Source organism: Mucilaginibacter gossypiicola, from assembly GCF_900110105.1.
Taxonomy (GTDB): Bacteria; Bacteroidota; Bacteroidia; order Sphingobacteriales; family Sphingobacteriaceae; genus Mucilaginibacter; species Mucilaginibacter gossypiicola.
Genome location: NZ_FOCL01000015.1, coordinates 1 through 14200 on the forward strand (window position 1 = coordinate 1; position 14200 = coordinate 14200).

Below are 14200 nucleotides of genomic sequence, written 5' to 3' on the forward strand. Positions count from 1 at the left end.
AAATAAACAATAAGAACGATCACTCACCTGAAACAAACAAAAACAACAAATGCTGTTGTTTTCTCTTAAATTCAATCACTTCTTTCAATAATATGTCATGTTAATGGTGGTGAATAATAGTGAATGGTGAATAGTTGATTAAGTGGGTAGTTGAAAAGCTGCGAACAAAAGTCAACCATACAAGAACCACTCACGACTCACCCAATCAACCAATAACTTAAAAACATTCAGGTGCCTATATCGGCGGTGTCTACCTCTTCCCATTCCGAACAGAGAAGTCAAGCCCGCCAGAGCCGATGGTACTGCGGTAAAACGTGGGAGAGTAGGTCGGTGCCACCCTTTATCACCTTCAATGGTGCAACAATGCAAAAGCCTTAGCTAATACCTAAGGCTTTTTGCGTTGATAACACTTTTGCTCCTTCCTGCATATCAACCGGAAACCACTCACCATTCATCTATTCACTACTCACTAAAAACATTACTATCCCCCTCTTGTCATCCTGAACGTTTGAAGGAGCTTCTGCGCTGTACAATGCAGCTATGCAGGGCCAAGATGCTCCTTCGTTCTTCAGCATGAGAAGTTGTAGACCAGACTTACGAAGTTTTTAAAACTTCGTAAGTCTTAGTCGCTTTGTCATACCTTCTTCAGATACCTTGGCTTTTATTTACTCAGAATGGTAACGGGGGAATGTCATTTAATATAGCACTTGTTAAGGCATCATAACACCTGACTATTCATCGCTTACATTCACCCTCCGCGTTAGATAATAGCGGATATCGGCACAGCGACTAATAACTCGATGAGAATCGAGCAAAACTCTGCAGGTGTAGCAGCGCATAGCACACCCGGCAGCAGTAATGCCTTCTAACTTTATAATGTACTCTTAAAGCTTTCTAGAGCGTTAAATCGCAGCCGATTTCTACCATAAATTGAGCAAAAAAGATTATTCCAATTAAAAAAAGTACACTATATTCACAGTGTCTAAATAGGTGTCAATCTCACACTCAACATAAACCAACTTGTGCACACATGATGTTTAAACAATTATCTAATAAAGGCGCAAAGATTACGCAATCGATTGTGTTAATTATTTTGCTGTTAACTGGCATCTCAACTATGCCTGCTTTTGCATTAATTAAATCTTTCAAAAAAGCAGCAGATGGCGTTACCTTCACGCTCGACAAAGGGTTGATGAAGGTACTTATCCGCAAGGATGATATCATCGAAGTAAAATATACCATCTTTGATGCTTTTGAAACAAAATCCTCATTAGTGGTTAATAACAAATGGCTTCAGCATCCGGTTTATCAGGTTGCAGATGGTAAAGCTGAGGTGGTTATTACTACGGCAAAGTTGAAAGTAAGGGTTAATAAAGCTACTAACGCAATCACCTATACCGATTTGAAAGGTAACGTTATCACTGGAGAAGATAGCGACAATAAATCTATGACTCCGGCTACCATCGCCGGTATCAGTACTTATAATGTTACCACGCAGTTCACGTCACCAACTGATGAGGCTTTGTTTGGTTTAGGCTGTCATCCCCTGGATTCCATGTCTATCAATTACAAAGGCCGTAACCAGGATCTGGCTATTAAATATCTTACCGGCGCCATCCCGGTTATGCTTTCAACCAAAGGCTATGGTTTGATGTGGGATAACTACTCGGCAAGTAATTTTTACGGTGCCGAGGCCGATAACACCAAATTTAAATATGTATCTGAAAGTGGTAAGCAGGTTGATTATTTCTTTTTCTACGGGCCCGGCTTTGATCATATCATTGATTTATACCGTACTGCCACCGGTAAAGCGCCGATGTTTGGTAAATGGGCTTACGGCTTGTTTCAATCACAAGACAGGTACTTGAGCGAGGATGAAATCCTTACTGTAAAAGATAACTATCGCAATAACCACATTCCAGTGGATGTGATTGTGCAGGATTGGTATTACTGGGATCCATTGCCAATAGGCTCGCATGTAATGAAGCCCGAGCGCTATCCGCATCCACAAAAGTTGGTTGATGCTTTGCACCAGGCAAACATCCACGCCATGATCTCTATCTGGCCGGTTTTCGGAAAAGGTACGCCAAATTACGATGCCCTGGATAAAATGGGCGGTTTAACCGATATCACCTGGGATAACGTAGTTACCCACACGTTTGATACTTATTACGACGCCCACAACCCTAAAGCGCGTGAGCTATACTGGGACCAGGCCCGCGACAGCCTGATTAAGCGCTACGGCTGGGATGCCTGGTGGATTGATCAGTGTGAGCCCGATAATGGCGCATTGCTGGACGCCCGCCGTCAAAGTAATTTCAGCATAGGCAAGGGCATAGATTATTTTAATACCTATTCATTACAGCATACCAAAGGCGTGTACGAGGGCTGGCGCAGGGATATTCCGGGTAAACGCGCCTTCTTTTTGGTAAGACAGTCGTTTGCGGGTGAGCAGCGCAATGCCTCTACATTATGGTCGAGCGATATTGAGTGTACTTTTCATGATTTTAAAGACCAGGTGCCACAGGGTATTAACGCCTGTACCTCAGGCATCCCTTACTGGACATCGGACATTGGCGGCTATCACTATCACTGGAAGCCTGCAGATTGGTCGCAACCTGACAAACGCGAGCTGTTTACCCGTTGGTTCCAGTTTGGTACATTTTGCCCAATCTTCCGGATCCATGGTAAAGGCGAGCGCGCTATCTTTAGTAAAAACTGGGATGAAAACACCAGGTCGATCCTGCTTAACTTCGATAAGCTCCGTTACCGCCTTATGCCCTATATTTATTCGCTGGCAGGCCGTGTAACTAACGATAACTATACCATTATGCGTTCGCTGGCTTTTGATTATCGTGGCGATGCCAAAGTATATGGCATTCCCGATCAGTACATGTTTGGCCCGGCATTTATGGTTAACCCCGTAACGGAACAATTGTACACCTCAAGTGATGCCGATAAAAAAGCCAAAGCCCGCCAGGTGTACCTGCCTGCAGCCAGCAAATGGTACAACTTCTGGACAGGCGAACTGCTTGATGGCGGCCAAACCATCAGCGCAGCTGCGCCTATCGAGATCATGCCATTATACGTAAAAGCAGGTTCAATTATACCTATGGGCCCTGATGTTGAGTATGCTACCGAAAAGCCGAACAGCAATATCGAGCTTCGGATTTATCCCGGCGCTGATGCATCGTTTAAGTTTTATGAAGATGAAAACGATAACTATAATTACGAAAAAGGACAATCGGCTACGTTTACGCTAAACTGGAACGATAAAACACATAAGTTAAGTATTTCAGATACTAAGGGACATTTCCCAGGACAATTAAAGAGCCGCACGTTTAATGTGGTATTGGTTAAAGGCGCGCATGGTTCGGATGTGGCTTTAACTGCTAAGGCTGATAAGGTGGTTAAGTATAGTGGGAAAGCGGTGGCGGTAATATTATAGAAAAGGTATTGGCTTAATATATTGGCCAACAATTTATAAACCGTCATTGCGAGGTACGAAGCAATCCCCTATAAGCAGAGCCGCTCTGCATAGTTCGGGATTGCTTCGTACCTTATAATGACGTAATTGTAAGTTATTGATTATTAAGTACTTTTTTTGATAGGTTTTGTGAATATGGGCGTTGCCTGCGGCCCGTGCTATCCGCTCATACTGCACAGGCATTAGCCACATGGCCGGTATCCGCTACTATCACTAACGCGGCCCACACACAGGATCGCTGAAATATATTTTTTACGTCATTACGATTTTTTCAGGGTTTCCCTGATGGTTACTTGCAATGACGGTTTTTTATAGCTTACGTTAATTGCAAACGTACGCAAGTGTCATTTGATTCTTACCTTACCCTTTCTTAACCACCTTCTTACCCTTATTAGCTTTCATTTTCAAATTCAACATCTCTACTAAAACAGAGAAGGACATAGCAAAATAGATATATCCTTTAGGAATATGCTGTTCAAAAGCTTCGGCTAAAAGCGAAACACCTATCAAAAGCAAAAATGATAAGGCCAGCATTTTTACTGTTGGGTGCTTGTTAACAAATAATGCAACTCCGTTTGATGCCCACATCATGATGCCTACGGCAATGACCACAGCCAGTATCATGATCTCTACATGGCTCGCCATTCCTACTGCAGTGATCACCGAATCGAGCGAGAACACAATATCCAGTAGCATGATCTGTAATATGGTGCCCCAGAACGAATGCTTTTTTACCGAGCCTTCGTTTTCTTCATCGCCTTCAATCTTATGATGGATTTCGGCAGTGCTTTTGTAGATCAGGAACAGGCCGCCAATGATCAGAATAAGGTCGCGGCCTGAAATGGCCAGTTTTTCAACCCATTCGGCATCCGTGATACTGAAAATGGAACTTAAGTTAAAAAGAGGGGCGGTTAAAGTCATTACCCAACTGATGGATAACAACAATAATATACGCGTAATCATGGCCATACCCAAACCAACCCGTCTGCCTTTGCTTTGCTGACTGGCAGGAAGTTTATCGGATAGGATGGAGATAAATACGATGTTATCGATGCCTAAAACAATCTCCAGCAAGGTAAGTGTGATTAGGGAGATCCATGATTCGGCCTGTTCAAAAATTTCAAAACTCATAGGTTGCAGGTATTTGTTTCTTCCCAAAAATAACAAAACCCCTGCCGTTACTGGCAGGGGTTCATAAAAATAGGTTTATAAAAGGTTTTTATTCAACTGTAACGGATTTTGCAAGGTTACGGGGCTGATCTACATTGCAGCCGCGCATTACCGCTATATGATACGCCAGTAATTGTAGCGGAATAGTTGCCACCAGCGGTACAAATGCTTCGTTGGTTTGCGGGATTTCTATCACATAATCGGCCATGCCTTTAACTTCGGTATCGCCTTCGGTAACAATGGCTATCACGTGGCCTTTGCGTGCTTTAACCTCCTGAATGTTGCTGATCACCTTTTCGTATGATGAATGTTTAGTGGCGATGAACACTACCGGCATTTCGTCATCAATTAAAGCGATAGGGCCGTGTTTCATTTCGGCAGCCGGATAACCTTCGGCATGGATGTAGGAGATCTCCTTAAGCTTTAAAGCGCCCTCCAGTGCCACCGGGAACGAGCTGCCCCTGCCCAGGAACAAGCAGTTTGTTGAATCTTTGAAACGGGCGGCGATTTCGCGGATATGATCATTTGATTTCAGCGCCTCCTGTACCAGGTTCGGGATCTCGTTTAAGCCGGTTAAATATTCAACCATTTTACTTTGGGTAATTTTACCCCGCTGCTGGGCTATGTAAAATGCTATCAGCGTTAATACGCTTACCTGCGCTGTGAAGGCCTTGGTTGAGGCCACTCCAATTTCGGGACCTGCATGGGTATAAACGCCTGCGTGGGTTAAACGCGGAATAGATGCACCTACCACATTGCATATACCAAAAATAGTTGCTCCTTTTTCTTTAGCAAGTTCGATGGCTGCCATAGTATCGGCAGTTTCGCCCGATTGGGATATGGCTATCACCAGGTCTTTTTCGGTGATGATAGGGTTGCGGTACCTGAACTCGGAGGCATATTCTACTTCTACCGGTACGCGGGCATATTCTTCAATTAAATATTCGCCTACCAAACCTGCATGCCATGAGGTGCCGCAGGCCACAATAATGATTCTGTCGACGTTTTTAAGCTTCTCGGTGTATTCTTTGATACCACCAAGCTGAACTTTGCCCTGTTGTGGGTAAATACGGCCGCGCAGGCAATCGCGGATGGAACGGGGCTGTTCATAGATCTCCTTCATCATGAAGTGATCGTAGCCGCCTTTCTCCAGCATTTCCAGCTTTAAGTCGAGTTCCTGGATGTAAGGAGTTTGTACCGAGTTGTCGATGTTTTTTATCAACAGGTTTTCGCGATGTATATAGGCAATTTCGTTATCGTTAAGGTATATCACATTTTTGGTGTACTCAACAATAGGCGTAGCATCCGAAGCAATGAAATATTCGCCTTTGCCTACGCCAATCACCATTGGGCTGCCTTTTCGGGCTGCGATAAGCAGATCGGGCTCGTCGGCGCTCATGATCACAATAGCATATGCACCTATCACTTTGTTTAAAGCCACACGTACGGCATCTTTTAAATCAAGGCCGGTTGCATTTTGGATATCTTCAATCAGGTGTATTAAAACTTCAGTATCGGTATCACTTTTAAAAACGTGGCCTTTGGCTATGAGGGTTTCTTTAATTACCCCATAGTTTTCGATAATACCATTATGGATAATGGTAAGTTTCCTGTCGCCGGATGAGTGCGGGTGCGAATTACGGTCGCTCGGTTCGCCATGGGTTGCCCAACGGGTATGCCCCATTCCAATTGAACCTTTCAGGTCAATGCCCTTTACGAAATTTTCAAGGTCTTCAACTTTGCCGGCCTTTTTATAAACTTTAAGATCCTGATCAAGCAGGGCGACACCGGCGCTGTCATAGCCCCGGTACTCGAGCCTGTGAAGTCCTTTTATAACGATGGGATAAGCATCCCTGAATCCTATATAACCAACAATTCCGCACATAAAATAATCAAGTATAAATGTTAAACGACGCAAAATAAACAGCTATATAACACATATCAGCAATAATTATTTTGATTTTTTGCGAAAAAGACGAAGTTTTAAAATACTTAAAAAAGTATTTTAAGAAGTGGAATTGTCTTAAACAAAAAAATCCCCTAAGAGGGGATTCTTTTGTTTATTAAGAGATATCTACTTGCGGATCTTGGTGTAAATGATATTCATCCGGATGCTGTAACCCGGGGTATTTTTATCACTTCCAACTATAATTGTACGGGCTGCCGTTTGTGTTGACGGAGCTACGTCGATACCTGTTGTGGTGTTAACCAGCGTTGTATCAACAGGGGCAATATAAGTACCATAATCAACTGTTTTTTTGCGGATCAGGTCCTGCACAAAAGCGGTAACCAGGAAGTGGTATTCTTTTGTGGTGCGATTATAATTGCCGCCGAATAAACTTGTTTGCGAACGCGGGTCGCTTGAGGTGGCGTCCTGTATCAATGTCCTTTGTTTCGCTATATCCAGCTTGTACATGGTTAGCTTAGGTAAAGGTGCGTAAGGTACACCCGAGCCGGCACGAGGTGTTATCACAATTTCGGCACGGTTTAATACTACTGACGAATCAACAAGTTTATCAAGGCCAGGAAAACTGAGCTTGGCCCTTAAGCCCGCAAGCCCCTGAAGGTAAACCGTATTTTGCGACGTTGTTGTGTTGTTCAGGGCAGCCTGGATAGTAGTGCTATACGTATGCGTTACTTCGGCAGCCCGGTTAAAGAACGGCAGAGTTACCGATGCCGTATCAATGGTGCTACTTGTAGTACTGGTAGCAGCTGTTACAACTTTATAAAATACATCAATTTGTGATGAGCCAAGATTGAGCTGTATGATACCGCCTGCATCACTGGCCTGTGCTTTTTCTAATGAAAGGTAAAGACCTTTTACTGTACTTTGGAAAGTTGTTGGCGATGCAAGTATTGTACCGCTTGCATTAAATAAGTTGTTATAGATAAAAGATTTACTTAACGGCACGCGCAGTTGCGGCGCTACGCGCTGAACGGTATCCAATGTATCGGTACGGATACGGGTTATGGTGATACTGTCATGCGTACGGGCTGTAAAAGTTTTAGAGCCAAGCAAAGTACTCAAATCTGCATCCCAGTGGTTATTGGTGTAATAGGTTTTGCTCTCTATCTTTTTTTGAAGTTGGTACACGTTTATTTTATAGCGTGAAGCCAGCGAATCGCCATAAAAGCCATCAGCATACTTAAGCACAAGTACAGCCGAGTCAATTGTAAGGGTACCTGCAGGAACGGTATAGGCTGCTCCATTTGGCAAGTTAACGCCCAGTGCAACAACGCTTTTTGTTGTACCAAATACAGGATCTGTAAAATTGGCAAGCGGTGTTCTGGTCATGCCTGATGTGGCCGCGGTATCATCTGCAACAGTGTTAATAACAATATTAGTATCAACTATCAGGCTACCGTTGATCTCGTTTTGATCATTGATGCCCAAACCAATACCATCCTGGCGTTTACAACTGTTCAAAATAAAAAGACTTATTAACAGGGTCAATAAGTCTAATCGGAAAAATTTCATATATAATATTAAGTCTTATGCAACATCCACCAATTCGTCGTTGGTAATTTCGTCGTAAAAATTGTAATAATTTTCGAAATCTGCGGTAGAATCAAATTCTAAAACCGATTTATTGCTGTTTTTAACATTATTTAACACATCTGCATCAATATCAGGGCTGCCTAAAACAATACCATCTGAGTAGTGAATGGCACCGGCGTATAACGCTGAATTAGTGCCGCCTTTGTAGGGTTCCACATGTTTCTCGTTCATGTTGCTCATGATGGCTTTTGTAGCAAAGTCATCATGCATTTTCTCTTTAAAATCATTTTCGTAAATAGAGTAAATGATTTTTGAGTGCTTAAATGTAGGGTCGTCTTTGTAGGTTGTTTTCAGATAAGCAGGCACAAGCGCACTCATCCAGCCATGGCAATGGATCACATCCGGTGCCCAGCCCAATTTTTTAACAGTTTCCAATGCGCCTTTGCAAAAGAAAATCATGCGCTCGTCATTGTCGGCGTAAAACTTGCCGTCTTTGTCTGCAAACACATGTTTACGCTGAAAATATTCTTCATTATCCAAAAAATACACCTGCATACGCGCCGCCGGGATAGATGCTACTTTGATGATCAGCGGGTTATCATTATCATCGATGATGATATTCATGCCTGATAACCTGATCACTTCATGAAGTCTGTTCCTGCGCTCATTGATGTTGCCGAAACGCGGCATAAGGATACGGATCTCGTAACCTTTCTCCTGCATGGCCTGCGGAAGTTGGCGTGTTATTTCAGCAATTTTTGTGAGTTCAAGGAAAGGGGACATTTCATGAGTTATAAACAAAAGCTTAGATTTACCCATCACTAAATCAGTATTTAAAATGTAAAGAAGTCAAAAAATTTGAGTTTGCAAATATAACTAATATTATATAAACTGCCAACGAATTATGCAAGTAACTTTTGGTTATTTTTAAGCAATTGTACACCTTTGCCAAATTTTGTAATAACCATTACATTGAAAATATTTACCACCAAAAAAGAAATATCAGATTACTTTAACCGTAAGCCGGTAAAAGTAATTGGCTTTGTACCAACTATGGGCGCGCTGCATAAAGGGCACCTGGGTTTAATTGAACTGGCAAAGCAGCAAAGCACCCAGGTTGTTTGCAGTATTTTTGTAAACCCTACTCAATTTAATGATCCGAAAGATCTTGAAAAATACCCTCGCCCCATAACCGACGATATCCGCCGCCTTGAGGAAGTTAACTGCGATATTTTGTTTAATCCGCAGGTTACCGAGATGTATGATGATAATGAGAAATGGCATTTTGATATGGGCGATCTGGAGCACCTGTTGGAAGGCAAATTCAGGCCCGGGCATTACCAGGGGGTTACACAGGTGGTAAATAAACTATTTAATATCGTAAAGCCCGATATCGCTTTTTTTGGCCAGAAAGATTATCAGCAGGTTATGGTGATCAGCAAAATGGTGGAGGCATTGAATATGCCTGTTAAGCTGGTGATGTGCCCTATCGAGCGTGAGCCCGACGGCCTGGCCATGAGCTCAAGAAACATTCACCTTACGCCGTATGACAGGGAGCATTCGCTTATTCTTTCAAAAACACTGAACTGGGTTAAAGAGAATTTCGATGTTGATAAAATTGATACCCTGCAACAGCAGGCCGCTCAAATGATCAGCAGCGAACCCGGTGTTGAACTGGAGTATTTTGAAATAGCCGATGGCAAAACTTTACACCCTGCTACACGGGCATCTGAAACTATTGTTGCCCTTGTTGCGGCCCGCGTAGGTAAAACAAGATTGATTGATAATGTGTTGATTGGTTAGCCGATAGTTCATGGAGCATAGTTCATGGTTTGGGCCTGGTTTTTGTTCGGCTTGGAACTGTAACTGCTTAATTTCCATTTAACTGTAAACTTAATGCTATCAACCATGAACCATCAACTATGAACTTGTTCGCATGACCTATTTATTCCTAACTTTGCGCCATGATAATTGAAATATTAAAGTCCAAAATTCACCGGGTTAAGGTAACGCAAGCGGAGCTGAATTATGTGGGCAGTATCACTATTGATGAAGACCTGATTGAGGCGGCAGATATCATCCCCAACGAAAAGGTTCAGATAGTGAACAATAACAATGGTGCCCGTTTTGAAACCTATGTTATCAAAGGCGAGCGCGGAACAGGTACAATATGCCTTAACGGATCTGCAGCCCGCCTGGCACAGGTAGGCGATATTGTGATCATTATGTCATACGCATATATGGAGAGAGAAGAAGCCCGTAATTACCAGCCTATTTTGGTATTCCCCGATTCAGATAACAAACTGATAAAATAGTTTTTTATGGCATTATCCGGCAGGCTTAGTTTGTTGGATGTGATCCTATCCCCAATGATACCTTCAGGCTTACATCGGTAGTTGCTGCTTTTCTGAGTCGGTAAGCTATCCTTATGCGCACACTTGGCTGCCGTACAAGCTCATCTAAAAAGTGTGAGTTGTCAATATCCAATACAATGCTGTTACCTGCATTGGGTTGGATATCTTTGCGGATAGCTACCATTACTTCTTCGCTGCCATCGTTTTTAGCCATGTATACCCTTAATGATGCGATATTGCCTATGTTATAGTCAGATGGATCGCTTGACTGTAGTTTGGCTGATATGATACGCACCTCGCTTATCCTGCTGGCATTATTGCCGTCTTTTGTAAAATCCTGATCAAAGCTATTGCCCGTACTGATAGCGTTTTGCGCTTCATCAACCTTGGCCGATGCCGGGATAATCATGGTTGCAGTATACGGGAATGTTGATTTAACAACTGATTGCAGCATGGCGCAGCTGTCAAGAAATAAAATAGCCACAAGCAATAGAAAAACAGGCTTCTTTATCATAGTTCTTAAATATAAAAAGTATTTGCGGATTTACGCAACTACAGGTTTAATTGGGATTTTACAGGGCCGGTCTGTAAGTAAATATAGTGAGATTTTACGGAAATAGTAAGCGTATTGTTTTATGAAAAAAGTGGCTTGACAGGCAAAAAAAGCGCGGTGCTATTGTCGCAATATTAAATCTGAAAAAAAACATAAATCGTGTTTGTTAAAACTCTATCTTTGCACCCCGACGCTGAAGTCGGGATTTCTTGGCTTTCAGCGCATAGGAAAAACCGTTTAAAGGCTTAACCGTCTTTAACTTTTGACTTAGAACTTTTGAATTAAAAAAAAGCCCTATGCCCAAAGACACCTCCATTAAATCCGTTCTGATCATCGGCTCCGGCCCAATCATCATCGGCCAGGCTTGCGAATTTGATTATTCCGGCTCGCAGGCTGCTCTCTCGCTAAAAGAAGAAGGCATCTCCGTTTCTATTATTAACAGCAATCCGGCAACTATCATGACGGATAAAGTTATCAGCGACCACGTTTATCTTCTGCCGCTCACCTGCGAAAGCATTGAGAAAATTTTAACCGAACAACAGATAGATGCGGTACTGCCTACCATGGGCGGTCAAACTGCGTTGAATCTTTGTATCGAAGCGTCTGAACGCGGCATATGGGAAAAGTATGGCGTTAAAGTTATCGGTGTGGATATTGCCGCCATCGAAAAAACCGAAAATCGCGAGGCTTTCCGCCAGCTGATGGTTGACATCGGTGTAGGTGTTGCCAAATCAAAGATCGCAAACTCATTCCTTGAAGGTAAAGAAGGTGCACAGGAAATCGGTTTCCCGCTGGTTATTCGCCCAAGCTACACACTGGGTGGTAAAGGTGCAGGTTTCGTTCACAGAAAAGAAGATTTTGATGCTGCCCTTAACCGTGGTTTGCAAGCTTCGCCAACCCACGAGGTATTGGTTGAGCAGGCCGTATTAGGCTGGAAAGAATACGAATTGGAATTACTGCGCGATAGCAATGATAACGTGATCATTATCTGTTCTATCGAGAACTTTGACCCGATGGGTATCCACACCGGCGACTCAATCACGGTAGCCCCTGCCATGACCCTGAGCGATCGTTGCTACCAGGAAATGCGTAACCAGGCTATCAAGATGATGCGCGCCATCGGTAACTTTGCCGGCGGTTGTAACGTTCAGTTCTCGGTAAATCCTGCCGATGAATCGATCATCGCTATCGAGATCAACCCGCGTGTGTCACGCTCTTCAGCCCTTGCATCAAAAGCAACCGGTTACCCAATTGCAAAAATCGCTGCTAAGCTGGCGATAGGTTACAACCTTGATGAAATTGAAAATCAGATCACCAAAACCACTTCGGCTTACTTTGAGCCAACTTTGGATTATGTGATCGTTAAAATACCGCGCTGGAACTTTGATAAGTTCAAAGGCGCCAATAAAGAACTTGGCCTGCAGATGAAATCGGTAGGTGAGGTTATGGGTATCGGTCGCAGCTTTACCGAGGCTTTACAGAAAGCCTGCCAAAGCCTGGAGATCGGTCGCGCCGGTTTAGGTGCCGACGGTCGTCAGAGCCGCAACCTGGAAGAGATCATGGCCAGTCTTGAACATCCAAGCTGGGACAGGTTGTTCCACATTTACGATGCATTAAGTCTGGGTGTGCCTCTTGAATCGGTACGTAAAGTAACCAAGATCGACCGCTGGTTCCTTAACCAGATCCAGGAGCTGGTTAACCTGGAAACAGAGCTTCGCCGCTATTCACTGAATAACGTGCCTGAAGAGTTCCTGTACACCCTGAAACAAAAAGGTTTCTCTGACGTGCAGATAGCCCACATTTTGGGTAACGTAACCGAGGAAGATGTTTACCAGCGCCGCAAAGCCCTGGGCATGCACCGCGTTTACAAAATGGTTGATACCTGTGCTGCTGAATTCCCGGCTAAAACTCCATATTACTATTCAAGCTACGAAGGCGAAAATGAGTCGGTAGCATCTGACAGAAAAAAGATCATCGTATTAGGCTCAGGCCCTAACCGTATTGGTCAGGGTATCGAGTTTGATTACAGCTGTGTTCACGGCTTACTTGCCGCTAAAGAAGCCGGTTTCGAAGCCATCATGGTTAACTGTAACCCTGAAACGGTATCAACCGATTTTAACATGGCTGATAAACTGTACTTTGAGCCGGTTTACTGGGAGCATGTGCGCGAGATCATCGAGCTTGAAAAACCTTACGGTGTAATTGTTCAGCTGGGTGGTCAAACTGCCCTTAAAATGGCTGAGAAAATGCACGAACACGGTATCCGCATTATCGGTACGTCATTCGATAACATGGACATTGCCGAAGACCGCGGACGTTTCTCTGACCTGTTAAAAGACCTTGAAATTCCATACCCTAAATATGGTGTTGCCGAAAGTGCTGAAGAAGCACTTGAAGTAGCCCACAAGGTTGGCTACCCGGTGTTGGTAAGGCCAAGCTACGTATTAGGTGGCCAGGGCATGAGCATCGTGATCAACGATGAAGACCTGGAAAAAGCGGTAGTGAGCCTGCTGCGCAACCTGCCGGGTAACCGTGTACTGATCGACCACTTCCTTGACCGTGCCGCTGAGGCCGAGTCTGACTCGATCAGCGATGGTGAGGATGTTCACATCATTGGTATGATGGAGCACATTGAGCCTGCCGGTATCCACTCTGGCGACTCATACGCGGTACTGCCTCCGTTCGATTTTTCGGATAACGTTATCCACCAGATTGAAGAATATACTAAAAAGATAGCTAAAGCACTTAACGTACGCGGTTTGTTGAACATACAGTTTGCGGTTAAGGATGATAAGGTATATGTAATTGAAGCCAACCCACGTGCTTCACGTACTGTGCCTTTCATTGCCAAAGCTTACGATGTGCCATACATCAACATAGCAACAAAAGTTATGTTGGAGACCAATAAGTTAAGCGACTTTACTATTGAGCGCAAGCTATGGGGCTACGCCATCAAAGAACCGGTATTCTCATTCGATAAATTCCCTGAGGTTACCAAGGAGCTTGGCCCTGAAATGAAATCAACCGGTGAGGCTATCCGCTTCATCCCTAACCTGCAAGATCCATACTTCAGGCACCTGTACAAAGAGAAATCGATGTACTTGAGTAAATAATTAAAACATTAAATTGCAGCCTTT

9 protein-coding genes and 1 rRNA gene are annotated in these 14200 nt (G+C 43.6%); 5 read left to right on the forward strand and 5 right to left on the reverse strand.

Features of this window, described 5'->3' with window-relative positions; translation table 11 throughout:
* Positions 1–227 precede the first annotated feature (227 nt).
* Both rrf and BMX50_RS29815 read left to right on the forward strand, forming a co-directional pair.
* Positions 228–339, forward strand: a 5S ribosomal RNA gene (rrf, locus tag BMX50_RS29810).
* A gap of 778 nt (positions 340–1117) precedes the next feature.
* Positions 1118–3448, forward strand: coding sequence for a glycoside hydrolase family 31 protein (locus BMX50_RS29815; protein ID WP_167668143.1), 2331 nt, complete (start codon positions 1118–1120; stop codon positions 3446–3448).
* Positions 3449–3847: 399 nt separating this feature from the next.
* On the opposite strand, the gene BMX50_RS29820 is transcribed toward BMX50_RS29815, so the two are convergent.
* The 4 genes from BMX50_RS29820 to BMX50_RS29835 form a co-directional block, all read right to left on the reverse strand.
* Positions 3848–4618, reverse strand: a complete 771-nt coding sequence (locus tag BMX50_RS29820) for a TerC family protein (RefSeq protein ID WP_091219876.1) — start codon at positions 4616–4618, stop codon at positions 3848–3850.
* Positions 4619–4706: 88 nt separating this feature from the next.
* Positions 4707–6542 carry a glutamine--fructose-6-phosphate transaminase (isomerizing) gene (gene glmS / locus BMX50_RS29825; protein WP_091219880.1) on the reverse strand — a complete coding sequence of 612 codons (1836 nt, stop codon included), beginning with the start codon at positions 6540–6542 and terminating at the stop codon, positions 4707–4709.
* A gap of 189 nt (positions 6543–6731) precedes the next feature.
* The gene (locus BMX50_RS29830; RefSeq protein ID WP_091219883.1) at positions 6732–8135 is read right to left on the reverse strand and encodes a DUF4270 family protein; all 1404 of its coding nucleotides are present in this window, start codon (positions 8133–8135) and stop codon (positions 6732–6734) included.
* A 15-nt stretch (positions 8136–8150) separates the two neighbouring features.
* The gene (locus BMX50_RS29835) at positions 8151–8975 is read right to left on the reverse strand and encodes a glycogen/starch synthase (protein WP_091219890.1); all 825 of its coding nucleotides are present in this window, start codon (positions 8973–8975) and stop codon (positions 8151–8153) included.
* 153 nt (positions 8976–9128) lie between these two features.
* Between BMX50_RS29835 and panC the strand changes: the two genes are divergently transcribed.
* On the forward strand, positions 9129–9959 hold the full coding sequence (gene panC, locus BMX50_RS29840) for a pantoate--beta-alanine ligase (RefSeq protein ID WP_091220283.1): 831 nt from the start codon (positions 9129–9131) through the stop codon (positions 9957–9959).
* A 161-nt stretch (positions 9960–10120) separates the two neighbouring features.
* Positions 10121–10471, forward strand: a complete 351-nt coding sequence (gene panD, locus BMX50_RS29845) for an aspartate 1-decarboxylase (protein ID WP_091219893.1) — start codon at positions 10121–10123, stop codon at positions 10469–10471.
* A 25-nt stretch (positions 10472–10496) separates the two neighbouring features.
* Here the strand turns inward: panD and BMX50_RS29850 are convergent, their stop codons facing one another.
* On the reverse strand, positions 10497–11024 hold the full coding sequence (locus BMX50_RS29850; protein ID WP_091219896.1) for a hypothetical protein: 528 nt from the start codon (positions 11022–11024) through the stop codon (positions 10497–10499).
* 335 nt (positions 11025–11359) lie between these two features.
* Here BMX50_RS29850 and carB point away from each other — a divergent pair, with 335 nt between their 5' ends.
* Positions 11360–14176, forward strand: a complete 2817-nt coding sequence (gene carB, locus BMX50_RS29855; RefSeq protein ID WP_091219898.1) for a carbamoyl-phosphate synthase large subunit — start codon at positions 11360–11362, stop codon at positions 14174–14176.
* The last annotated feature ends 24 nt before the right edge of the window (positions 14177–14200 follow it).